This is a genomic window from Ohtaekwangia koreensis (genome assembly GCF_900167975.1).
Lineage (GTDB): Bacteria > Bacteroidota > Bacteroidia > Cytophagales > Cyclobacteriaceae > Ohtaekwangia > Ohtaekwangia koreensis.
Genome location: NZ_FUZU01000001.1, coordinates 2063231 through 2088469, shown reverse-complemented (window position 1 = coordinate 2088469; position 25239 = coordinate 2063231). Strand labels below are relative to the sequence as shown.

20 protein-coding genes are annotated in these 25239 nt (G+C 43.2%); 13 read left to right on the top strand and 7 right to left on the bottom strand.

Annotated features, from left to right (window positions below; all coding sequences use genetic code 11):
* Together B5Y40_RS08570 and B5Y40_RS08565 are read left to right on the top strand one after the other, a co-directional pair.
* Nucleotides 1-4503 (top strand): HAMP domain-containing protein (locus B5Y40_RS08570; RefSeq protein WP_079686266.1); only part of this gene is annotated, 4503 nt, incomplete at its 5' end.
* A gap of 29 nt (nt 4504-4532) precedes the next feature.
* Entirely contained in the window at nt 4533-5813 is a 1281-nt protein-coding gene (locus B5Y40_RS08565; RefSeq protein ID WP_079686265.1) for a response regulator, read from the top strand.
* Between the two features lies 1 nt (nt 5814).
* On the opposite strand, the gene B5Y40_RS08560 is transcribed toward B5Y40_RS08565, so the two are convergent.
* Complete coding sequence (locus B5Y40_RS08560; protein ID WP_079686264.1) at nt 5815-6669, bottom strand: mechanosensitive ion channel family protein; 855 nt, start codon at nt 6667-6669, stop codon at nt 5815-5817.
* A gap of 197 nt (nt 6670-6866) precedes the next feature.
* Between B5Y40_RS08560 and B5Y40_RS08555 the strand changes: the two genes are divergently transcribed.
* The gene (locus tag B5Y40_RS08555; protein WP_079686263.1) at nt 6867-7133 is read left to right on the top strand and encodes a hypothetical protein; all 267 of its coding nucleotides are present in this window, start codon (nt 6867-6869) and stop codon (nt 7131-7133) included.
* Nucleotides 7134-7227: 94 nt separating this feature from the next.
* On the opposite strand, the gene B5Y40_RS08550 is transcribed toward B5Y40_RS08555, so the two are convergent.
* Both B5Y40_RS08550 and B5Y40_RS08545 read right to left on the bottom strand, forming a co-directional pair.
* Nucleotides 7228-8097 (bottom strand): SMP-30/gluconolactonase/LRE family protein, encoded by an 870-nt coding sequence (locus B5Y40_RS08550; protein ID WP_079686262.1) that lies wholly within the window; start codon nt 8095-8097, stop codon nt 7228-7230.
* 63 nt (nt 8098-8160) lie between these two features.
* The gene (locus B5Y40_RS08545) at nt 8161-9024 is read right to left on the bottom strand and encodes a helix-turn-helix transcriptional regulator (RefSeq protein ID WP_079686261.1); all 864 of its coding nucleotides are present in this window, start codon (nt 9022-9024) and stop codon (nt 8161-8163) included.
* Nucleotides 9025-9121: 97 nt separating this feature from the next.
* Here B5Y40_RS08545 and B5Y40_RS08540 point away from each other — a divergent pair, with 97 nt between their 5' ends.
* Nucleotides 9122-10858 (top strand): ABC transporter ATP-binding protein, encoded by a 1737-nt coding sequence (locus B5Y40_RS08540; protein ID WP_079686260.1) that lies wholly within the window; start codon nt 9122-9124, stop codon nt 10856-10858.
* Nucleotides 10859-10978: 120 nt separating this feature from the next.
* Here B5Y40_RS08540 and B5Y40_RS08535 read toward each other — a convergent pair whose 3' ends face one another.
* Complete coding sequence (locus B5Y40_RS08535) at nt 10979-11989, bottom strand: zinc-dependent alcohol dehydrogenase family protein (protein WP_079686259.1); 1011 nt, start codon at nt 11987-11989, stop codon at nt 10979-10981.
* A gap of 130 nt (nt 11990-12119) precedes the next feature.
* On the opposite strand from B5Y40_RS08535, the gene B5Y40_RS08530 reads away from it, so the two are divergent.
* From B5Y40_RS08530 to B5Y40_RS08495, 8 genes are all read left to right on the top strand, one after another.
* Nucleotides 12120-12551 (top strand): winged helix-turn-helix transcriptional regulator, encoded by a 432-nt coding sequence (locus tag B5Y40_RS08530; protein WP_079686258.1) that lies wholly within the window; start codon nt 12120-12122, stop codon nt 12549-12551.
* A 326-nt stretch (nt 12552-12877) separates the two neighbouring features.
* Nucleotides 12878-13336: a hypothetical protein gene (locus B5Y40_RS29580; RefSeq protein WP_079686257.1), complete on the top strand. Its 459-nt coding sequence runs from the start codon at nt 12878-12880 to the stop codon at nt 13334-13336.
* Nucleotides 13337-13477: 141 nt separating this feature from the next.
* Nucleotides 13478-14722 (top strand): sterol desaturase family protein, encoded by a 1245-nt coding sequence (locus B5Y40_RS08520; RefSeq protein WP_079686256.1) that lies wholly within the window; start codon nt 13478-13480, stop codon nt 14720-14722.
* Nucleotides 14700-15071, top strand: coding sequence for a hypothetical protein (locus tag B5Y40_RS08515; RefSeq protein ID WP_079686255.1), 372 nt, complete (start codon nt 14700-14702; stop codon nt 15069-15071). The genes B5Y40_RS08520 and B5Y40_RS08515 overlap by 23 nt, the downstream gene beginning before the upstream one ends.
* A 182-nt stretch (nt 15072-15253) precedes the next feature.
* A complete protein-coding gene (locus tag B5Y40_RS08510) occupies nt 15254-16072 on the top strand; it encodes a PorV/PorQ family protein (protein WP_143785659.1) in 819 nt (272 codons plus the stop codon).
* Complete coding sequence (locus B5Y40_RS08505; protein WP_079686253.1) at nt 16069-18123, top strand: ComEA family DNA-binding protein; 2055 nt, start codon at nt 16069-16071, stop codon at nt 18121-18123. The genes B5Y40_RS08510 and B5Y40_RS08505 overlap by 4 nt, the downstream gene beginning before the upstream one ends.
* 36 nt (nt 18124-18159) lie before the next feature.
* Complete coding sequence (locus tag B5Y40_RS08500) at nt 18160-18411, top strand: CBU_0592 family membrane protein (RefSeq protein ID WP_079686252.1); 252 nt, start codon at nt 18160-18162, stop codon at nt 18409-18411.
* A 33-nt stretch (nt 18412-18444) separates the two neighbouring features.
* A complete protein-coding gene (locus tag B5Y40_RS08495) occupies nt 18445-19443 on the top strand; it encodes a cation diffusion facilitator family transporter (RefSeq protein WP_079687129.1) in 999 nt (332 codons plus the stop codon).
* 99 nt (nt 19444-19542) lie between these two features.
* Here the strand turns inward: B5Y40_RS08495 and B5Y40_RS08490 are convergent, their stop codons facing one another.
* Nucleotides 19543-20649, bottom strand: a complete 1107-nt coding sequence (locus tag B5Y40_RS08490; RefSeq protein ID WP_079686251.1) for a ferredoxin--NADP reductase — start codon at nt 20647-20649, stop codon at nt 19543-19545.
* 367 nt (nt 20650-21016) lie between these two features.
* Between B5Y40_RS08490 and purB the strand changes: the two genes are divergently transcribed.
* Nucleotides 21017-22354: an adenylosuccinate lyase gene (gene purB, locus B5Y40_RS08485; RefSeq protein ID WP_079686250.1), complete on the top strand. Its 1338-nt coding sequence runs from the start codon at nt 21017-21019 to the stop codon at nt 22352-22354.
* Nucleotides 22355-22408: 54 nt separating this feature from the next.
* Here the strand turns inward: purB and B5Y40_RS08480 are convergent, their stop codons facing one another.
* Nucleotides 22409-23875: a TolC family protein gene (locus B5Y40_RS08480; protein WP_079686249.1), complete on the bottom strand. Its 1467-nt coding sequence runs from the start codon at nt 23873-23875 to the stop codon at nt 22409-22411.
* Nucleotides 23868-25235: an ABC transporter permease gene (locus B5Y40_RS08475; protein WP_079686248.1), complete on the bottom strand. Its 1368-nt coding sequence runs from the start codon at nt 25233-25235 to the stop codon at nt 23868-23870. The genes B5Y40_RS08480 and B5Y40_RS08475 overlap by 8 nt, the downstream gene beginning before the upstream one ends.
* Between the last annotated feature and the right edge of the window lie 4 nt (nt 25236-25239).

Below are 25239 nucleotides of genomic sequence, written 5' to 3'. Positions count from 1 at the left end.
ATGGTGGATCAGCTCAACTCATTCTCTTCGGAAGTAACGCGTGTGGCACGTGAAGTGGGATCAGAAGGTCAGCTCGGTGGACAGGCAAACGTGCCGGGTGTTGGTGGTACATGGAAAGATTTGACGGACTCTGTAAACCAGATGGCGTCTAACCTTACCAACCAGGTTCGAAATATAGCAGACGTAACAACCGCGGTGGCGAAAGGAGACTTGTCGAAAAAAATCGCAGTGGATGTACGAGGAGAAATGCTCGAGTTGAAGAACACGATCAACACGATGGTGGATCAGCTCAACTCCTTTGGTTCGGAAGTAACGCGTGTGGCGCGTGAAGTAGGTTCTGAAGGTCAGCTCGGTGGGCAGGCAGATGTACCGGGTGTTGGTGGTACATGGAAAGATTTAACGGACTCTGTAAACAAGATGGCCGATAACCTGACGAACCAGGTACGAAATATAGCAGAGGTAACAACGGCTGTGGCGAAAGGAGACTTGTCCAAGAAAATTACCGTGGATGTGAAGGGTGAAATGTTGGAGTTGAAGAACACTATAAATACCATGGTGGATCAGCTCAACTCGTTTGCATCAGAGGTAACGCGTGTGGCAAGTGAAGTGGGTTCCGAAGGTAAACTTGGCGGACAGGCAACGGTGAAAGGTGTTGGTGGTGTATGGAAAGGATTGACGGATTCTGTAAACCAGATGGCGGGTAACTTAACAGCGCAGATCCGAAATATAGCGAACGTTGCTGTGGCCGTGGCGAACGGAGACTTGTCCAAGAAAATTACCGTGGACGTACGCGGAGAAATTTTGCAGCTGAAAGAAACGCTGAACACCATGGTGGATCAGCTTCGCGGTTTTGCATCGGAAGTAACGCGTGTAGCCCGGGAGGTAGGTACAGAAGGTAAACTTGGTGGACAGGCATTCGTGCCCGGTGTTGCTGGTACATGGAAAGATTTGACCGACTCTGTAAACCAGATGGCGGGTAACCTTACTGACCAGGTTCGAAATATAGCAGGTGTAACCACTGCGGTGGCGAACGGAGACTTGTCCAAGAAAATTACGGTGGACGTGCGCGGAGAAATGCTCGAGTTGAAAAATACGGTTAACACGATGGTGGAGCAGCTTAACTCATTCGCATTTGAAGTAACGCGTGTGGCGCGTGAAGTGGGTACAGAAGGTAAACTTGGAGGACAAGCCGAAGTACGAGGTGTAGCGGGTACATGGAAAGATTTGACTGACTCGGTAAACCAGATGGCATCGAACTTAACCGGTCAGGTACGTGGTATAGCAAAAGTTGTAACGTCCGTAGCGAAAGGTAATTTGAAGCAGAAACTTTCCATCAACGCGTTGGGAGAGTTAGCGCAGTTAACGGATACAATCAACGAGATGATTGATACGCTCGCGGTGTTTGCAGACCAGGTAACAACGGTGGCACGTGAAGTGGGTGTTGAAGGACGACTCGGTGGTCAGGCCAGTGTACCAGGTGCATCGGGTACATGGAAAGATTTAACGGAGAACGTGAACCAGCTTGCCGCGAATCTTACCACGCAGGTGCGATCTATATCGGAGGTGGCATCCGCGGTAACGAAGGGTGACTTGACGCGAACAATTCGTGTGGATGCGAAAGGTGAACTTGAAGCCTTGAAGGATACGATCAACCAGATGATCTCTAACTTGCGCGAAACAACATTGCGTAACCAGGATCAGGACTGGTTGAAATCCAACCTTGCTAAATTTACCCAGATGTTGCAAGGGCAACGTGATCTCGATACGGTATCAAAACGTATTCTTTCTGAATTAGCACAAGTGGTAAATGCACACTTCGGTGCATTCTATATATTAAAGCAAGACGAAGAAACATCCAATGTAAAACTCCAGCTCTTTGCTTCGTACGCCTATAAAGACGAGAAGTCTATTCCAAAAGAATTTGCTATAGGGGAAGGACTTGTAGGACAGTGTGCTTTTGAGAAAGAGAAAATCTTGCTTACGAATGTACCACAAGGGTATATCAAGATAAACTCAGGATTAGGGAAAGCGAAGCCTTCCAACCTGATCATCTTGCCGGTGTTGTTCGAGAACGATGTGAAAGCTGTAATTGAATTGGCATCACTCGAAGTATTCAACGAAACTCACCTTGACTTCCTCGATCAGGTAACAGAAAGTATAGGTATAGTATTGAATACCATTGAAGCGAATACACGTACGGAAGAACTTCTTACGCAGTCACAATCACTGGCGAGTGAGTTGAAAGTACAGCAAGGTGAATTGCGCAGAACAAACGATGAGCTTCAGGATAAGGCATTGCTGCTGGTAAAACAAAAAGAAGAAGTAGAAGCGAAGAACAAAGAAGTAGAAGAAGCGCGGAGATCCCTGGAAGAAAAAGCAGAACAGCTCACGCTTACATCCAAGTATAAATCGGAGTTCCTTGCAAACATGTCGCACGAGTTGCGTACACCACTTAACAGCTTGCTCATTCTCGCACAACAACTCTATGAAAACGCAGAAGGTAACCTGAACGAGAAACAGATCCGCTATGCGAAAACCATTCACTCGTGTGGTGACGACTTGATTCAGTTGATCAATGATATCCTCGATCTTTCCAAAATCGAATCCGGGTTTATCTCTACGAACATCTCCCCTGTTCCATTGGGTGAAATCGCTTCGTTTGTGGAAACCACCTTCAAGCCGATTTCGGAAGCACGCAATCTTAAATTCAGAATCGACATGGATGCAACGCTGCCTCATTCTATGGAAACCGATTTGCAGCGACTGAATCAGATCCTCAAAAACTTACTCTCGAATGCATTCAAGTTCACAGAGAAAGGTGAAGTAAGTCTGAAGATATATGATGCTCCGCGAAACTGGAAACCGGGCAACCAGAACCTCGACCAGGCGAAGAAAGTTATAGCCTTCTCGATCAGCGATACGGGCATAGGTATACCACAGGAGAAACAGATGATCATCTTCGAAGCCTTCCAGCAGGCAGAAGGTTCTACCAGTCGTAAATATGGAGGAACAGGCTTAGGATTATCGATCAGTCGTGGTCTCGCAGAATTGTTAGGCGGTACGATAGAACTTGAAAGTACATTGGGAAGAGGAAGTACATTTACATTATTCCTGCCGGTAGACAGTGTACCAAATATAGCGACACGCGAAACTTCGAAGAATATAAAAGCCATTGAGCAATTGCAGTTGAGTGATAATGATGGCAACATCGATTCACTGCTCAGTACATTGCGTGTCACCAAAGATGGTGTTGAGAATCGCAGCGGTAACATGGAGATCGTAAGTGAGATGATCAATGAAACCGGTGATGATCGCACACATATACAGCCCAATGATAAAGTTGTACTGGTAGTAGAAGATGACTATCGCTTCGGAAAAATAATTATTGACAAAGCGCACGAGTTCGGATTAAAGGGTATAATTGCAACCAATTACCTGGAAGTGTTTGATTTCATTAACCGTTTCTCCCCTGTCGCCTTGACGCTTGATGTCAAACTCCCTGCTACCAGCGGATGGAAAGTACTTGATCTCTTGCGCAATGATTTGAACTATCGTCACATTCCTATACATGTGATCTCCGGAGAAGAGAACAAAGCGTTGGCATTGAAACGTGGTGCTCGTAGTTTCTTGCTGAAGCCTTTGGATAACACGATGCTGGACGATCTGTTTAAAGATATAGCATCCTATAATCAACGCGAAACAAAACGCATTCTGGTGATTGAGGACAATGAGATTGACTCTTCTCAGATCGCTAAGATCATCCAGGACAATACGCTCCAGGTATCGATAGCACCTACTGGTGCTGCAGCGCTTGAGTTGATCAAGAGTGAAGATCCGGATTGCATCATACTGGATTATACTTTGCCTGATATTTCCGGGGCTGACCTTGTGAGTAAAATCACACACGCGAAAAGGAAGCTCACGCCTGTGATTGTTTACTCTGCCAAGGACTTCACTAAAATCGAGTTGAATCAAATCAACCAGAATTCTAACGCATTGATTTTAAAAAGTGCAACTTCCATCGAGCAACTTCTCGAGGAAACTATTTCGCATCTGCACATCAACCACAAAGATCTGTCGCGCGAAAAGAGACGCATCATTGAAAACATCCGGAACAAGGAAGATATACTCAGCGGAAGAAATATTCTGGTTGTAGATGATGACGTACGAAACCTGTTTGCACTGACCACGGTATTCGAGCGCTATAACATTAATGTAGTGACTGCTGAAAGTGGAAAAGACGCTATACAAATATTAAATGACGACCCTAAAATTGAAATGGTTCTGATGGATATCATGATGCCTGAAATGGACGGTTATGAGACAACGCAGAAGATCAGGCGTGAACACAAAAACAGTTCACTCCCCATCATTGCCGTAACTGCAAAAGCGATGAAAGGCGACCGACAAAAATGTATTGAAGCCGGAGCTTCAGACTATATTACCAAACCTGTCAAGGTCGATCAGTTACTTTCGCTGATGCGCTTATGGTTCTGTAAATGATTTTGTATAAGTTGGAAAATATTTGCTAGATGCAACCAAAGATTTTACTCGTTGATGACCGTGAGGACAATTTGCTTTCGATAGAAAGTATACTTGAACCAAACGGTTATCATTTCGTCAAGGCCCGGTCAGGAAGAGAAGCGCTTAAAATACTTCTCACCGAGTTCGATTTCGCCATGATTCTGATGGATGTTAAAATGCCAAACCTCAACGGGTTTGAAACAGCCTCATTGATCTATGAGCGCGACAAGCTCAAACATATACCTACTATTTTTATCACCGCCAATAATTTTGGGGATGAAAATATGTATAAGGGATACCAGGCAGGTGCTGTTGACTATATATTCAAGCCTATAAATCCGGATGTGCTCCGTGCCAAGGTTACTGTATTGGTAGATCTATACCAAAAGACACACAAGCTGAAGGTACAGGAGCAAAAATTGATCGCGATCAACCGAAGTCTGGAAAATGAAGTAAAGGAACGCATTGCATCCGAAGAGAAAGTGAAGCAACTGAACCAGGAACTGCTGGTAAATATAGAGCGGCTGCAATCGGTTAATAAAGAACTTGACCGCTTTGCATTCATGGCCTCACACGATCTGCAGGAGCCGCTTCGTAAGATCAGGCTCTTTGCAAACAAACTCTTCGTGAAGTATAAAGATGTAGTGGATGATGGAGGCAAAGCCGATTTTGAGCGCATTCAAAAATCAGCTGAGCACATGCAGTCTCTGATCCGTGATATACTGACCTTCTCGAAGATTTCGGAAGATATGCAGGAGTTTACTTCAACGGATATTACCAGTACTATAAAAGATATACTGACGGAGTTGGATGATGAGATTAAAACGAAGCAAGCGCAGATTACGCTGGATAAACTTCCAATGCTGCACGGCAACCCGGGACTGATCCGGTTGCTGTTTCACAACCTCATTAACAATGCGCTAAAGTATAGCAAGACAAATGTCCCTCCCGAAATTTCGATCCGCGTTGATAACCAGACCAACGGACAGCATGCCGGTGACATTCCTCAAAAATACTGTCGCATTCTTGTACAAGACAACGGCATGGGCTTCGATCAGAAATATGCAGAAGAAGTATTCGGCATGTTCAAGCGCCTGCACACCGAAGTGAAACTGGAAGGTACTGGGATTGGATTGGCACTCTGCAAAAAAATCGCAGAGCACCATAAAGGTCATATATCCGCGCTCAGCAAAACCGGAGAAGGCTCTACATTCATCGTGTCCTTGCCGATTGAAAGCAAAGAAGAATTTCAACGGGAACGATCTCCTGTGGTTACAGCATCACTATAGATTATTGGGCAGGTTGTTTAACCTGCCCATTTTCTTTATTGGAGAACTGAATGGTATAGATCTTATTATCAGCGAAAACTTTATAGATCGCCAGAATCGCCTGGTGACGCGCTTTCCTGAATTCATTCGGTTCGTTATTACTTGTCCAGAATGATATGTATACCTGTATCTTCGGATCAGCAATAGCAGAATATACCACCTCCACATTACGAACTGTTTCATTGGAGCCTGCGTCTTTCAAAGCAGCTTTGAGTTGCTCCTCCATAAAATTCAAGTCAATTGTATTCGGGATCTGGAACTCAAGCTCTACCCTCCTCTCTTTGCTAAGCGAGTAATTAATGATTGGCTTCTGAAAGATCTCCTTGTTGGGAATAATGACGTGTAGCCCCGCCGATGTGCGAAGTGTTGTAGATCGTAACCGGATCTCTTCAATGGTGCCTATAAATCCATTGGTCTCTACCGTATGTCCTATATCAAAAGGTTGTTTAAAGGCAATGAAGGCACCGGATATAAAATTGGCGGTAAGATCCTGGAAAGCAAAACCCAACGCGAGGCCTATAATACCAACGCCCGCCAACAAAGAGGATACTGCTTTATCAAGCTGCATGATCTGCAGGGAGATCATGATACCAAAGATAACTACAAGAGTATATAATACACCCGAGATTAATCCGCTGATGGATTCGCTTTTAGCAACGCGCAAAAAAAACTTATGCGATAGTCGCTGAATCAATCGCGCTGCAAAAATAAAAGCGATTAACACAATAACGGCCAATGCGAAATTGGGTAACATCTTAATCAAGTATACCCACCAGCGCATCAGCTTTTCTTCAATTATATTGAACCAATTGCTCATAAGTGCTTAAAGTTATTATAGTATATGTCTGCAATTTAAATCAATCAGTTTTCATAATGTTATTTCCATGAACCATCTTTTCTGTGAAGTTTGCTCTTATCAAAAAAGAGACCAAAACATGTGGATAAATTTAATGCCATCGCATGAAAAAAGGCATAGTTTTTTCGACATAGCCTGTGAACAAAACATTTAAAGCCATGAGAACTACAAGAAGAAACGCAACACGGCAATTTAGCCCAGATAATACACTCAACACTTCTCCTGTAATTGAAGAACAAGTTGCAAGAAGTGAGGAAAATCTTGCAGAGGAAACCCCAGTCGAGGACATTTATACACCTGGAAGTTTATCCAAAAATAAAAGAAGCAAGAAACCATCCACTGAGATTGAATCCACTACAGATGAATTTGAAGATGAATCAATCGATAACAACAATGCACCCGGTCATATTGATGAACGGATTTAGTTGTATTCATCTGAAGCACATTTCTGAATAACTCAACAATACAGTAAAAGCAGCCGCAATGGCTGCTTTTACTTTTCATAGAAATGATAGTTGATTATTTAAATTTATACTCCACAATATTACCATCACGAAGAGCGGGCAAAAGAAAGCGCTTCTGTTTCTTGTCATACAATATATCTGCAGCATCTATATTTTTTTCTATCTCTACATATGTCTTTTCTTTGATATTGATTTTAAGAAGTCGTGTTTTTCTTTCTTTCAATGTAACCCAATCAGAAACAATCAGCGTATTGGCATCGAGCATTTGAATACCATCAAACATACCGCGCGCATCAGTTAAAGTAGTGTAGGTGTAGTATCCACTCTTGCCTGTGATCATCCCCAACTCCCCCATCGGGTTATCGCTCCGATCTAAACCCGCCACATATAGTATATCTGTCTTTGCATCGTACAACAATCCGTTTGGACCGATCAGCTTGGGTATATTGAGCGCTTCGATGCGGTGTGTAGATATAGTGACCTTAAAGATCTTGCCGATATCAGTGGCGCTTACAAAAAATACGGAATCTCCTTTTAGCGTCAGGTCGTTTAGAAACTGCGTGCCTTGTGCAGAAAGATCTACCTCATCCACTTTCTCCCCCGACTGAAGATCGAATCCAACAACTCTGTCAACATCGGCAACATAAAGTATATTTCCAACAATAGTCGTTCCTTTAGGCGCGTTCAACACGGCTTTGTTAAAATTAAGATCAATAGGTTTACCCGCAAGATCAAGTTTGCTGATGGCTCCGTCACCATCTTTTGCAGTGGGAGCCAGTGCTTTTCCGATCAAGGTTGTGTACAAAAATTTTCCATCGGTGATGATGCTTTCCGGATGCAGAAGTCCGGAGGTTATAACATCGCTCTGTGCGTGTGCGGCTATACTGAACAACAGTACAGCGATGATTGCAAAATAGTTTTTCATATGTGCTGTAGATTATAACACAAATGTATAGTGGTAGAAAAGTTTGAGTATACTACATAAAGCTCAAACTATTGCACTTTTAGCGCGCCAGCTACTGGGGGTTGTACCAAACTCACTTTTAAAAATCCGTATAAAGTAGGGTACATTATCAAAGCCACAGGCAGCCGCTACTTCCGATACATTATCAGAAGTATTTTGCAACAATATTTTTGCATGCGCAAGTCGTTGACTGTTGATCCACTTTTTAGGAGACGTATGATATAGCTCCTGAAAATCGCGCTTGAAAGACGCCAGACTTCTGCCGGAGAGTTCAGCAAGCTCTGCTAATGTTAAGGGTTGAAACAAATGTTGTTTTACAGTATATTCTATACCTATAGATTGGCTGTTCGTGATACCCTGAATCCAGCGTGTTACCTGCTGCCCATGGTTGCCCGATATCAGCAAGAGAAACAATTCTTTCAGTTTAAGTTCGAGAATTTCTCGAAGGTGATGCAGAGGCTGATCGAAGTAACGCAGGTATTGATCCCGGAAGCTCTCCAACAATTTATCTGTCGGTATAGTAAGGTGCATGAGAGGCGGATGATGCACGAATCCTTGTGACGAAGAAAGATGATGAAGTGAAAACTCTTTCAGAAAAGCATCACTGCAAAAAATGATTAACGAATCATAGTCCAATCCTTCTTGTGTGAACTCACTCATCACGTGCAAGCCACGCTTCATAAAGAATAAATTACCAGGCTCTATCAACGCTGTGTGATCATTGAAATGCAATTTCTTATAACCTCCCAACGGAAAGGCCAACATGTTCTCCTGGAGCAAGACAGTTTTAGTATGCGGCTTCGTTTCATGCTTGTGGCGGGCAAACGAAACCTCGCCAGCTTTTAACAAACCTTGAGATATACTATCCGATGGAAAACGTACCAGCATAAAGAGATCGAAAGTTACAGTTATTTTTATTTCGCAAAGAATAAACTGTTCCTCGATTCGTCTTGTTGTTTACGCGCTAATTTAATCAAGCATCTCCATGTCGAAGTCCAAAGTCACCATTGGTCACGTTTTCAAAACAATAGTCTGGCCTCGCAGAAATCTTTTATTCCTCGGGCTTATCCTCATCGTTATCAGTCGAATATCAGGACTAACACTCCCTTGGGCCAGCAAATATCTGGTCGATGAAGTGATTGCCAACAAGAATATAACGATGCTTTATTATTTATTGGGAGGTGTGGTTGCAGCCATCATTGTACAAGCAGTAACATCGTTTCTGCTTACAAAATTATTAAGTGTCGAAGCACAGCACCTCATCTCCGTACTCCGCGTGAGGGTTCAAAAGCAGATCTTACAACTACCTATACGATTCTTCGACAATAGTAAGTCAGGAGCACTCGTATCACGCATCATGACGGATGTTGAAGGTGTACGCAACCTGGTGGGTACTGGTCTTGTGCAACTGGTGGGAGGCTTGCTCAGTGCCGTGATATGCCTTGTGCTGTTGATCCGCATTAGTCCATTGATGACTCTATATGTATTGGTACCGGTGTTGGTCTTTGGATTTATATCGCTGAAAGCTTTTAACAAGATCCGTCCTATATTCCGCGAACGCGGCAAACTCAACGCAGAGGTTACGGGCCGCTTAACGGAAACGTTAAATGGTGTTCGCGTGATTAAAGGCTTTAATGCTGAAGCGCAGGAAATAAAAAGCTTCGAAGCTGGTGTTGAAAAACTTTTCCTGAATGTAAAGCAAAGTCTTACATCAACCAGTCTGGTCACCAGTGCAGCAACTTTCTTACTTGGTCTCGCTAGTGCCGGCATCATGGGCATTGGTGGCTATATGATCATTGATGGAGCGATGACGTTTGGAGATTTTCTTTCCTTCACGCTATACCTTGGTTTCATGATCGCTCCGATCGTACAGATGAGTAATATAGGGAGCCAGTTAACAGAAGCGTTTGCCGGACTTGATCGTACCGAAGAGATTATGAATATGACTCCGGAAGATGACGGCACCGTGCGCACCACCAAGATCGATACTATAAAAGGCGATATAGTTTTCAACAACGTTTCCTTCTCGTACGAGGAAGGTAAACCCGTTTTACAAGACATCAATTTCACAGCTCCCAACGGTAGCGTTACTGCTTTGGTGGGTACATCCGGCTCTGGTAAAACTACAATAGCAGGACTAGCAGCAACTTTTCTCAATCCTGAAAGCGGAATCATCACGGTAGATGGTGTTGATCTTTCCAAAGTTTCATTGAGTAGCTTTAGGAGTCAGTTGGGTGTGGTTTTACAAGACGACTTTCTTTTCGAAGGAACGATTCGTGAAAATATACTCTTCCCAAGGCCAAACGCTTCTGCTGAAGAACTCGATCGGGCGGTGCATGCTGCACACGTGCATGAATTTACAGATCGCTTTGAAAAAGGATTGGACACGGTGATCGGTGAGCGTGGTGTAAAACTCTCGGGTGGACAACGTCAGCGTATCGCTATAGCACGCGCGATTCTTGCAAATCCCCGTATTTTGATTCTGGATGAAGCGACTTCGAATCTCGATACCGAATCGGAATCATTTATACAGGACAGTCTCCGAAGCCTTATGAAGGGCCGAACCACTTTCGTGATTGCACACAGGCTAAGTACAATTCGTCAGGCAGATCAAATCCTGGTTATTGAGGGAGGCCATATTAAAGAGCGTGGCAAACACGAAGAACTGATCGCCCAAAAGGGAAGATACTTTGATCTATATACTTACCAGGCGAGAATTTAACAGAAGCATTATTTCTGTTTCTCTTAACGGATACAGCATATCAAATACAATGAAGTTGTTGCACTATATATAATGCAACAACTTCATTGTCGTTTACAGTCACTGCCTAACGTGTATGGCTTAATCTATACTGATAACGATCTTTCCTATAAAAGCATTGCTCTGCATATAGCGATATGCCTCTGCAATCTTATCGATTGAAAATATACTATCGATTACAGGTTTCAGTTTTACCACGTCAATGGCGCGTACGAAATTTTTAAAGTATTCAAGACTCCCTACTGATACACCGCGGATGTTTGCGTTGTTTGGAATGGTGTCGTATATATTAAACGGCACTACGGCACCGGAAAGATTTCCCACCAGCCCTATAAATCCATCGTGGCGTACAGCATAAATTGATTTTGTAAGCGTCTCTGTTCCGGCAACATCAAGAATGGCATCTACACCGGTTCCGTTGGTCAATCGCTTCGCTTCCAAATGCCAGTCTGGAGTTTTTATATAGTTGATAACCTCATCGGCTCCAAAGGCACGAAGCTTCTCAAGTTTAGCATCCGAACTTGAGGTAGCAATCACACGTACTCCGGCAGCTTTAGCCAGTTGAAGCGCGAAGATTGATACACCACCCGTGCCTTGCGTCAATACGGTTTGTCCTGGTTTGATACCTGCATATTCAATCAATCCCGACCAAGCCGTAAGGCCAGCGATAGGAAGTGTCGATGCTTCTTGAGAAGAAAGCGCAGCGGGTGTCTGAATCAGAGCCGCCTCATGGACACAGATATACTCGCTGAGCACACCCGGATATTCGAGGCCCGTGCGACTGGAAAGCATTTCAATCGTCTTGGTTCCGGAGATCCATTTCTGAATGAACTGTGTCGTTACGCGATCTCCGCTTTTCCAGAGACTAACTTTGTCTCCTATACTTTCAACTACACCCGCTCCATCCGAGCATGGAATATGTGGCAATGGTAACTTCGGATTATAGTCTCCGTTAATCACCATAAGATCAAGGAAGTTAAGGGAAGCAGCTTCTACTTTTATCAATACCTCATGCGGCCCTGGCATTGGTTTTTGTGCTTCAGTGATCTTTAAATTCTCAATACCAAATTTGCTGATTTGAATGGTCTTCATAAAAATTGTGTTATTGTATGAAGGCAAACTAACAGGGCAGAAATGCTCGTATCAAGTATGTACTTTTTAGTATCCTGCATACCAAAAGGGTACTAATGGTGAAAATCAGGAGAAAAGAAATTTCAGTTTTATGAGTAAAAAAAAAGACCTCGCACCTCAATGTTCAATCGACTATGGCTTTCAGCGTATAGGGGGCAAACATAAAGGAAGAATCATCTGGCACCTTAGCCATGGTTTACTTCGGTATGGACAACTGCGCAAAGCGGTAACAGGTATAGCGCCCAAGATGCTGACGCAGGCCTTACGGGAATTAGAAGATGATGGCTTGATTAAACGATACGAGTATATCGAACTGCCTCCTCGTGTAGAATATGAGTTGACAGACAGCGGCCGCGAGCTTCTTCCATTCATTAAGTTGCTGGGTGACTGGGCAACCAAAGAGATGGCCCGGCTGAACATACCGTCCATGCATGTACCGAGATATAAACCGGGTATACTTAACGAATCTGCAACGAGCCATACCAATACTTCAAGCCCCGTAGCAGCCGCTGTAGAGGTGTAGTGCTTGGTTGTATTAATCCCTAGCGATTGCATTAAAAAGCGCGCAGCATGCTTTCAAACGTTGATTTAAGAGTTTCTTTACATCGCCAGGCAATGAATATGAAATCATTCAGAGTGGTATAAATGCAGTATAACCGGAAGTCTATAGCATGGGGATAATGATGTTGTTTACGGTGCAGATTTATCGACAACATGTATAATTACCTTTCATTTCACTGCTTGCTACATGAGGTTGAAAGATATATTTGAATAAAATCTATATATTCACTCACAAGTAAAAAGATTATTAATTAACTTTTCGGTACCTAATACATAACATTCAACGCTATGGCAAAAAAAGCAAAGAAAACATCTAAGAAAGCAGCGAAGAAAACGGCCAAGAAGGGCGCCAAAAAAGTTGCCAAGAAGGCAGCAAAGGCTCCTAAAAAGGCTGCGAAGAAAGCCGCGAAAGCAGGAAAAAAATCAGCTAAGAAGGCAGCAAAAAAAGCTGTGAAGGCAGCAAAAAAAGCAGTTAAAAAAGTTGCTAAAAAATCTCCAAAGAAAGCAGCCAAGAAATCTTTTACAGCCAAGGTCGTTACCAAAGCAAAAGCGATTCGTAAATCAGTAGCGAAGAAAGCATCTGATCTATCGCAGACTGCAGTTGAGAAGGCCACTGAATTTAAAGATGCTGTAGTAGAGAAAGCAACTTCTGTTGCCAACGCTATTGAAGAGAAAGCAGCTGAAGTAAAAGAGGCTGTCGAAAACAAAATTGACGACACGCAGAAAAATCTTTTCAGCGGCAACTGATTTCTTCCTTTAAAAAATCAGAAGAGCGATGGTACAGGATACTGTCGCTTTTTCTTTTTACAGAATATAGCAACCATACGTACACTCAAATATTCCAATGCGTTCCATGATCCGGTAGTTATCACTATAAAAGCGCCTCTCATGAATCTTAACCCGATCGTTCTCTCTATTCCAATCTTCTTTACTCTGATCGGTATAGAACTGCTGATCGAGCGCTTTACACATCGAAAGCTTTATAGTTTACCGGATACCATTGCCAACCTGAGCTGCGGCATCACGCAGCAACTATCAGGATTATTCCTAAAGATCTTTGCTATCGGAGCATACCAGTTTTTATTTGAGCACTTTGCCTTGCTAACCTTGGAGCGAAACTGGCTTTATTGGCTGGTTCTTTTTCTGCTCGTTGACTTTTGCTATTACTGGGCACATCGTATGAGTCATGAGATCAATCTTTTCTGGGGAGGCCATGTGGTGCATCATCAAAGTGAAGAGTATAATTTATCGGTTGCCTTACGACAAAGTTCACTTCAAGTAGTATGGACATTTGCTTTCAGTTTACCGATCGCATTCCTGGGGTTTGAAACGCTTGACTTTGTACTCATCTCTTCTCTCAATACACTCTATCAATTCTGGATTCATACCGAGACGATCCGAAAAATGGGATGGCTTGAGTATATCTTCAATACTCCCTCTCATCATCGTGTTCACCATGGAAGAAATCCCAAGTATATTGATAAGAATCACGCAGGGTCGCTTATCATCTGGGACAAGATGTTTGGTACGTTCCAGGCCGAAGAAGAAAAACCCACCTATGGAATTACCAAGCCCATCAATAGCTGGAATGCAGTGTTCGCCAACGTGAGTCATTATGTTGAGATGGGCAACGACCTGAAGCGCATTCCGCGATGGAGTGACAAAGTCCGGTACCTCTTTAAAAAACCAGGATGGCTCCCCGATTACCTGGGTGGATATAGAGCAGCACAGGAGGTTGACAAGACCACTTATCGCAAATACGATACGCCTTCTGTTATAGCATTGACGCGCTATGTGTTGTTTCAATATGTACTTTGTCTGGGAGGCACCGCGCTGTTCCTCTTCCGGCAGAAAAACGCAGACGGCAGTGATCGCTTTACTACACTAGAAAATCTATTTATTACTATACTCATCTCGCTTGTGGTTGTAAATTGCGGGGTGTTATTTGAAGGAAAGGTCTGGGTGAAATGGTCTGAATGGCTCCGCATCATTTTATATCCGATAATTCTTTCGGTGGCAACCTATTTCAACGCCTGGCCTATGGGGCTTTATGGTGTAGCAGTGGTGTATTGTATTATTTCAGCAAGCTGGTTTTATTTCCTTCACAAGCATGAGAAGTTTCAATTGGTATAGTGTTCTGATCATCCTTTTAATTTTCACATCCTGCCGTAAGTCTGTACCCGAACTCAAAGACATTGAAGTTCAAAGCTGGATGAACGACCGGAACGGGTGCTCGGGTACGCGTACCGCCACAATTGATGCACTGAAAGAGCAGAAAAGAAATTTCCTCGGCTTAAGTGAAATGGAGATTGTTCAGGTATTTGGTAAGCCCGATCGGAACGAACTCTATAAGCGCAATCAGAAATTCTTTTACTACTATCTTCAACCAGCTCCGGAATGTCCGACTCACACCGACAATGCACTCCGACTTGCTATACGCTTCAATGCAGTGGGACTGGCCAAGGAGATCAGTATTGAATGAGTTTAAACATATATCCTCAAAAAACAATCATTCATCCGATGTATAGTATAACTGCAAGCAACGCGTATATCTATATACGTTAAACTATATCGTGTGATGATACCGCGTTAATATCTTCGGCAATTCACTTGTAGCGATCGTTATTTATACTCTACTTTTAATCGCAATAAACAAAAACCGTTGTGATTAAAATGTTAGTAGCAGCATGCCTGGCATGTATAAGCTATACTATATCCGCGCAAAGCGCATCAACTTTCATGGGCGCACGCACACAGGGACTAGCGTATGCCTCCGCTTGCTTATCCGATGAATGGTCGATCTTTAACAATATTGGCGGTCTTGCTAAAATCAACCAGGCAACAACAGCATTTACGTACAATGCTCGTCCCGGTATAGCAGCTTTCAACACTATGGCTGCTGTGGTCGCTATACCAGCAGCAACAGGCGTTGCTGGCATGGGTATATTTCGCTTCGGTGACGATCTCTATAATGAACAAGTGATCACTGCCGGATTCAGCAACGCTTTCGGATTGGCATCTCTTGGAGCCAGCATAAAATATATACAGTATAGCACAGAAGGCTTCGGCTCCAAAGGAGTACTAGGCTTCGACTTTGGTGGCATCGCCAGCTTAACACCGAAGGTCTCCATTGGAGCGCACATCGTTAACATCACACAGCCTTCCATTACTGAAGATGATGAACGACTCCCGACCATCCTGGCGGTGGGTATAGCCTTCACTCCTTCCGATAAATTACTGGTAACAACAGAGATTGAAAAGGATCTTGACTATAGCCCTACCTGGAAGGCAGGACTGGAGTATAAATTCTATAAAAAATTCTGGTTCCGTACGGGTTTTAATTTGCAACCCAACGCTGGGTTTATAGGGTTTGGTTTCAAGCCACAGAAGTTCGTACTCGATTATTCGTTCATGCAGTCGTTCGATCAGGGATCACGTCATCAGGCTACCGTGGCATACCGTCTGAAAGCAAAGCGTTCATGAAGTATATCATTGCATGTATATTTGCTATAGGAGGATTGCGTTTGCTCGCACAAGATTATCCACGCGAAGAAATCAATTTGCAGAAAATCACGGATGACCTTTATAGCATTCAAGACCTTGATCTGAATTATGAAGACCTGTATGAAAACCTCGCGCAGCTTCTCTCCCATCCGCTTGACTTGAATACGGCTTCGGATGAAGAACTTCGCTTTATTAAAATTCTTTCGGAGGAACAGATCAAAAGCTTAACAGCACATCGATCTGCTTACGGGAATTTTTTATCGGTATATGAATTACAAGCTGTTCCTTTGTTTGACCTGCAGACTATTCAGACATTGATGCCGTTTGTAAAAGTGAACGACCCTTCAGCTTCTATCAATGCTTCATTATGGCAGCGCATGAAAGATGAATCCGATAATTACTTCATCATGCGTTATGAACGTGTACTGGAGACAAAACAAGGATATCGATCTGAAACAAAAACGGCCGATCGTTTCAAGGGTTCACCGGATAAAATATCGACACGTTTCCGATCGAGCAGACCTGGCGATTTCAGCATTGGCTTCAGCGCAGAAAAAGATGCAGGCGAACAAATCACCTGGAACACTTCGAACCAGCAATATGGATTTGACTATATCTCTTTTCATGCACAGCTACAAAACAAAGGAAGATTAAAGAATCTGATAGTTGGTGATTTTCAAAGTCAGTTTGGACAAGGCTTAATGATCGGTGGTGTTTTTGGAATGGGCAAAGGCGGTGAAACGATTACGACTACACGAAGAAGTAACATTGGGCATTTACCCTATACATCATTTTCCGAAGCGGGCAATCTACGTGGTGCCGCAGCTACACTTGAAGTAGCTAAGAATCTATACTGGTCTGGATTTTACTCTGCAGCCAAGCGCGATGCGCAGGTTAATGACGGATTTGAAGATGTTTCCAGCATTACATCGCTCCCTACAACAGGACTGCATCGAAGTGAAACCGAATTGGCCAGACGAAAGAAAACAGGTGAACGCAATTTTGGTGGTGTACTGCACTATAAGAAGAACGGAATGGATGCCGGTGTGATGTATAACCAGATCCACTACGATCATCGCGTTGAGAAAACACCTGCGCTATATAATCAGTTTGCATTTCGTGGCGATGTTAATCAAAATATAGGGGGATACTTTAATTACTCGATCCAGAATATATCTTTCTTTAGTGAGGCAGCACATTCTGTTCGCAACGGTAATGCCTATGTGGCGGGAGCTTTGTGGAGCCTATCGAGTCATCTCGATCTTTCTTTACTCTATCGAAAGTACGATCGGTCGTATCATGCTTTTTATTCAAACGCGTTCGCGGAAGGAAGTACAACACAAAATGAACGCGGCACGTACTGGGGATGGAAGTATACTTTTAACAGAAGGTTTAACATTACCGGGTATATGGACTTGTTTCAGTTCGCATGGCTTCGCTATCGGATCTATGCGCCTTCCACCGGGCACGAATGGCTGGTTCGTATAAATTATCAACCTTCGAAAAAAATAATTCTCTTTGCACAAATCCGCGAGGAAGCAAAAGCAAGAAACACTGCCGTTGATAATGCAACGCTATATACGATCAGCAATGGAAAGAAATACAATTACTGGCTGCACAGTGATGTAAGTGTATCTCCAAACTTACGACTCAAAACGCGATTGCAGTTTAGCTCTTATTCAATCGATCATCACACCACACAAGGCATGGCGCTCATGCAGGATATTAATTTCAGCATCCGAAAATTTGAAGTCACGGGCCGATATGCTTTGTTCGATACCGATGATTACGACAACCGCCAATATGTTTATGAAAATGATGTATGGCTCGCGTTTTCACTCCCTGCATATTATGGCGCTGGTATTCGAAGATATGTGCTCGTCGAGTATAAGTTGAACCGGTATATAAGCTTCTGGTTTCGGTATGCACATACGCGTTACACCGATCGTGAATCCATCGGTTCTGGTGTTGACGCGACTGCAGGAAATGTAAGAAGCGATTTAAAAATACAGACGCGTGTAAAATTCTGAAATCGCTTCACAAAACATTCTTTGTATTTTGGGGTCATGATGGAAACGCTAATCGAAATTCTTGGCTGGATCGGCTCTGTAGAAGTGGTGATTGCCTATGGATTAAACAGTTATCAAAAAATAAAATCCGACTCTCCGTTGTTTTATGCATTAAACATCACCGGAGGTCTTTTGCTGATCGTGTACTCCATTTTCAAAGGTGCTTACGCGAATACATTCATCAATGTTGTATGGGTTTTTATTGCTGTTCCTGCTGTTATAAAAACGCTTCGTAAATCAAAAAGATAATCGTTATTTGCACCGATCAAGGAGGTAGTGCAAGTGGAGGCATCCAAAAAAAATATTCAGATTCAGAAATGGGTAGCAATACTCTCGGTTGGATTGCTGGTTATCAAAATCGTTGCCTATTACCTCACGCACTCGGTCGCTATTCTTACCGATGCGCTGGAAGGTATCGTGAACATCGTTGCCGGGTTTGTTGGATTATATAGCCTATATATAGCCGCTAAACCTCAGGATGAAGATCATCCCTACGGTCATGGTAAAGTTGAATTCGTTTCAGCAGCGCTCGAGGGAAGCCTCATTTTAGTAGCCGGACTTTTCATCATCTACAACGCAGTCAACAACCTTATCTATCCGGAACAACTCCACCAACTGGATATTGGTATGGGGCTGATCTGCATAACAGCCGTGCTCAATTTTTTGATGGGTATACTCTGCATTCGTGTGGGCAGGCAAAATAATTCTATAGCCTTGAAAGCCAGTGGCAAACACTTGCAGTCGGATACCTATACCACGCTCGGTATCACGGGCGGATTGATCGTGGTCTATTTCACCAAAATACTCTGGATTGATAGTGTTGTGGCAATCGTGTTCGCATTGCTGATCATGCGCACAGGCTATAAAATTTTACGCAGTTCACTTGCAGGCATCATGGATGAAACAGATCGTGATCTGCTTGTAAAGCTGGTCGGCTTACTCAACAGCAATCGTAACTGGAACTGGATTGATCTGCACAACCTGCGCATTATAAAATATGGCAATCAATTACACATGGATTGTCACCTTACGGTGCCGTGGTATCTCAACGTAAATGAAGCACACCTGGAGATAGATAAATTAACCGGATTAGTGCGCAATCGCTTTGGAAGCTCCGTTGAATTCTTTATTCATACCGATGGCTGCCTGGAGGCATCCTGCCCTATATGTGATAAAAGTGATTGCCCCGTGCGTCAACACGCCCTTGTAAGAAAAATCGAATGGACGGTAGAGAATATATCCGAAAATAAGAAGCATTCGCTGAACAATCCAGCGCATTAGTCTTCTCTTGAAGAGTATAAGAGATATAGGGTTATAGTATAGATGTTTTTGGTTGATTGTTTACAGTATAGATACCACAAACAATCAACCTGAAAATGTTTAACCAATTTCGATTACTACATCATCCGTAAGCGGATGGCCTACGCAGGTGAGTACATATCCTTCGGCACGCTCTGATTGAGAGAGTCCTTCCTCTTCATCAAGCTTCACCTGTCCACTCAACGCTTTACCACGACAAGCAGTACACAATCCGCTCTGACATGAGTATGGCAGATCTATACCTTGATCAAGTGCACTCTGCAGAATAGTAGCAGTCGGCTCTACCGATACTTTATATTCCTGTCCATCATAACGAATGGTTACCTCGCGGGATTTCGCATCGCCTGTTGGCTTCTCTTCTTTCTTGTCAAGAATTCCCTGAACAAAACTTTCCTTGAAGACTTTTTCTTTTGGAATTTTATGAGCGTCAAGCAACGTCTCTACATTCTTCATCATTCCCTCCGGACCACACATCAGGTACGTTGTCTTTTCAATGCCCCAATCCGGAATACGCTCAAATAATTTCTGAAGCATTTCATGATTCAATAACCCGGAGTATCCTTGCCAGTTCATCGGTGCATTGTCGAGTACATGAATAACATGGAAGCGACCTTCATATTTCGTTTGCCATTTATCAAGTTCATCGCGGAAGATAATGCTGTCAATGTCGCGGTTGCAATAAATCAACGACACCATGCTGTCAGGTTCCTGTGAGAGCATACTTTTAATGATTGAGCTCATCGGTGTAATGCCCGAACCACCAGCAAACATAACGATGTGACGTTTCCGCTTTGCATCGAATTCGGTAGTAAACTGCCCCATGGGCTCCATCACTTTTATAGTCTGCCCTTCTTTTATATTATCGGGAAGCCAATTCGACATGAGTCCTTGCTCAACACGCTTCACGGTTACAGCCAGGTCATTATCAATAAACGGAGAGCTGCACAACGAGTATGCCCGGCGCACTTCCTTCCCCTGCACATTTACAATCAAGGTTAAGAACTGACCTGATTTATAGTTTATCTTTTTTCCGGCAGGCTGATCGAACACAATGGTGATGGCATCCTTTGTTTCGTTGATGATCGTCTTAACTTTCAGATCATAGTAATGCGGACCACTGTGAGTCTCTTCTTTCTTCTCCGATTTTTTAAAAAAACTAAATGCCATTCTTGTTTCGATTATCAATTAACAATTATCCGTTTTCAATCCCTATAAACCAAACGCTTCAGCCGCTACTTTCTGAGCTTCCACGTGTACCATCTTAAAAGTAATGCCGATGTGCATCCTTTTAATTGCCGGTATAGCACAATGTATAGTACTACAAAAGTAATGAGGAATATTTTATCCATAAAAAGTTAATCGTCTCAACACATTAGATTACAGAATTGTTTGACCAAATACCGTGCTGATCGCCTGCAAATGCATTTTACTTGCTGTAAAGAGTCGCTATCAAGTTTTATTGAAGCTGCCGCGATTATAAGATTTTGGTGTATTGACCGAAGCGATTAATTTTGAACTTTAACAACCAGACATCGTGCAATTAAATCCACTCACTGCCATCTCGCCCGTTGACGGCCGGTATTTTGAAACTGTTAAACCCTTAGCGCCTTATTTCTCTGAATTCGGATTGATGCGCTATCGCGTGCAGGTAGAGATCGAATACTTCATTGCCATGTCTGCTACCGTACCTGAATTGGAAGATTTTCCGGTGCATACGCTGCAGGAACTACGCAGGCTCTATAAGAATTTCAATGAAGCCCATGCCGCTGAAATCAAACTCATCGAGAAGACTACGAATCACGATGTGAAGGCTGTGGAATACTATATCAAGAAGGAGTTTGAAAGATTAAGACTTGAACCTTTCAGAGAGTTCATTCACTTTGGATTGACGTCTCAGGATATCAACAACACCGCTATACCGCTCTTGCTGAAAGAGTTTATAGAGCGGGAATATTTGGTTACCATTGAGATGTTGTTAAGCAAGCTGAATGTACTGGCCATTGAATGGAAAGATATACCGATGCTTGCCTTTACACACGGACAACCTGCATCTCCTACCCGACTTGGCAAAGAGATCATGGTGTTTGCAGCACGTCTTGAAAAGCAATTAAATCAATTGAAGTCGGTGCCGCACTCCGGAAAATTTGGTGGTGCTACCGGTAACTTCAATGCACACGCAGTGGCATACCCTACGATTGACTGGAACAAATTCGGAGATGAATTCTGTCATCACCTTGGGTTAGTAAGGAGCTATCCAACTACGCAGATTGAGCACTACGATAACCTTGCAGCTTTATTCGATAACCTGAAACGGATTAACACCATCATGATTGACTTCAGTCGTGACTTGTGGCAGTATATATCGATGGAGTATTTCAAACAGAAGATCAAGGAGGGTGAAGTAGGGTCATCGGCCATGCCGCATAAAGTAAATCCGATTGACTTTGAAAATGCCGAAGGCAACCTGGGTTTCGCCAATGCGATCTTCGAACATTTATCGAGCAAGCTTCCGATCTCGCGACTTCAGCGTGATCTTACCGATTCAACGGTACTGCGAAATATAGGTGTACCACTTGCACACACGTATATAGCGATGCAATCTCTATCGAAAGGCATCAACAAACTTGAGCTTAACAAGGCGGCTATTGACCGCGACCTGAATGATAACTGGGCTGTTGTAGCCGAAGCCATACAAACCATTCTTCGTAAAGAAGGATATCCGAATCCATATGAAGCGTTGAAAGCGCTCACCAGAAAGAATGAGAAGATTACAGCGGAAAGTATAGCTGAATTTATAGAAGGTCTCAATGTAAAACCGGACGTAAAAAAACGCTTAAAGGAAATTACGCCGTTCACTTACATCGGCATATAATCTATATACTCAATATGAAGAGGTTATCATTCTGCTTGAATGATAACCTCTTTTTTATTCAGGTGTATACAGAAGTTGTTTTGTTGAAAAGTCATACAGCGTAAGTCTTCTCAAATCATAATAAGCCGTCCAGAAAGATTTCAGTGCCTGGATATAGCTTCGTTTCGCATCGTCCTTTTCAGTTAATGCTATATTTAAATTTGTGATATCAATCTTACCAATCAGATAACGATTCTGTGCTACATTATAGCGCTCGGTAGCTACTTCATCAGCTTTTTTAGTGATCTCGATCTGCAACCTCAACATCTCAAACTGCCGCACCTGCGTCATGATCTCCTGTTCGAAATTTACTTCGTCCTGGGCAATGACGTAATCGTTCAATTTCTTATTGGCCATCGCCGTGCGCATACGCGACTTGTTCCGGCCCCAATCTAGTACTGGCACATTAAGCGTAAGGTTGAACTGTTGTAGTTCCGAAGGATCAGTATATACATCATCCAACATCAACCCATTGTTGTTTAACCCGAAGGCAGCTGTCAGCTCGGTTTGAAACCGCTGGCCTCTTGCCTGCGCAATTTCCCGATCGGCTTCAATTCGCCTTCGCTCAAAGGCAATGTATGCAGCACGATTCTTTTGTGCGTATTGCAACGCTTCATCTACGGTAACATCAAAAGCCGGAATATACTCGGGCAGACTCAGCGCAAAGTTTTCATCCTTTGATAATCCTATATATGTACGCAGCTGAAGTCGCGCGGTCTCCTGATCCAGTGTAGCCTGTGCAACGCCCTGTCTCGAACGAAGCAATTGCAATTCTACCTGTAGCAATTTATCCTGAGAGGTGGTCCCGATGTTATAGCGACCTCTTTCAATTTTATATATAGTATCATTGTTTGCCAGGTTAAAAGTTGCGATCTGGAGATTGATCTGCGCTTGCAAAACATCGAAGAAGCGACTAACGGCTTCGCGGGATATAAATTCCATCTGCTCTATATATTCGCGCTTGGACTCTTCGTACCGAAGCGGTTCTGTTTTACGATCCCAACGCAATTGATTAAAAGCAAAGAGTGGCTGATTAAGCTGAACGTTCATCACGGTACCGCTCCATTGTTCCGACAAACTTGTGTTGTCATTGAAGTCTTTAAAATACCCGAGTCCAGTGTTTGCAGAGATCGTACCACCGGTCCATTGAATGGGCTGTTCCAATCCCAGGGTTACATTGTTATTAGTCTGCTCAACGGGTATATATCGAAATGTACCATCTTGCTGCGGTATCTGGTTAACACGTTTATAGTAGCTCGGCAAGCTTCCCTCGAGACGAAGCTGTGGATTATAGTTGGTTTTATAGTACCGGTATTGCCAGTAGCGATTTTCTTTTCTCGTCTCTGCCTGTTTCGAAGCCGGTGATTGTCCTTTCGATCGCGCAATAATGTCTTCCAGCGCAAGCACAGTTTGTCCATAAGCAAAAGAAGAGATCGCGAAAAGAAGAAAAAAAATAGAGAGGGAGGAATATAGTTTATTCATATCGTAGAGATGTGATAGGGTCTTGACTGGCTGCTCTGCGCGCAGGTGCTATACCGAAAATTAAACCTACGGTTGCAGCAACACCAAAGGATAAAATGATAGAGGTAAACGTGATGATCGTAGGTATACCGGCAAATTTTGAAACGAGGTAAGCCAGCGTCACACCTAGAGCAACACCAATGATACCACCAGACACACTGATCATAATCGCTTCAAATAAAAATTGCTGCACCACATCGCTCTTCTTGGCACCGATGGACAATCGTAACCCGATTTCTTTGATACGTTCCAATACGGAGGCAAGCATGATATTCATTATTCCTATACCTCCTACCAGCAATGAAATACCTGCTATAGCACCGAGTACATAATTAAAAATATCATTGGTGCGCTGCTGTTGCTTGAGTAGCATCTCAGGTATTTCAATTTCATAATCCACCACATCATAATGTCTGCGCTGCAAAAGTCTGGAGAGGATTTCGGCGGTCGGTGCAAGCTGGCTCGTTTCATTTACCTGCACTACGAGTCTGTCGAGCTGGTGATAGTTTTTCTTTTCCTGCTCGCTTTGATCACTGGCATTTTGTGTACTTGAAAATACCATCCCGCGGCTTCGCATAGACTCGAGACGCAGTTGTTCGGAAGTAATCTTGTCTCTGTTTTTATAGCGGATCAACACCGATTGAATGGGAGTATATATATCCATATTAAAGTCACGAATACCAAGTTTACTGATGCTTGACTCCGATACCAAACGCTCTTTTAAAATACCGATAATCGTTAACCAATGCTGTCCTACTTTAATAGTTTTACCAATTGGATTTTCAGTGGGGAAAAATTTAGCTTTAATAGAACTTCCGATCACACAGACCGGGGAACCGAGTCGTTCCTGTTCACCGGAAAAAGATTTACCATCCAGCAAATCAAAGTTATAGATCTTGAAATATACCGGCTCGACACCAACCAGTTTAGCAGAACGCCTCAGCCCATTACGAATCACATAGGTATCCAGTATAATCTCAGGGCTGATACTCGCTATACCCGGTATAGTACTTTTGATATTACTTACATCGCGTATCGTAAGGCCGGGAGAGAATTTCTTTTTGTCCTTTTGCCCAACCTGTTCTTCGATCTTTTCTTCTTTCTGTTCCGTAATCGGTTTGATCACAATATTATTTACGCCAACCAGTTTTATCTGGTCGAGGATCTCACGTTGTGCGCCATTGCCTATAGCAAGCATCGCGATAACCGCTGCCACGCCAAAGATGATTCCCAGGGCTGTGAGCAACGAACGCACCTTGTTAGAAATAACCGCTCCAATAGCAATGGAAAGGTTTGCTAATACTCGGGGTGAAAATATCATGCTA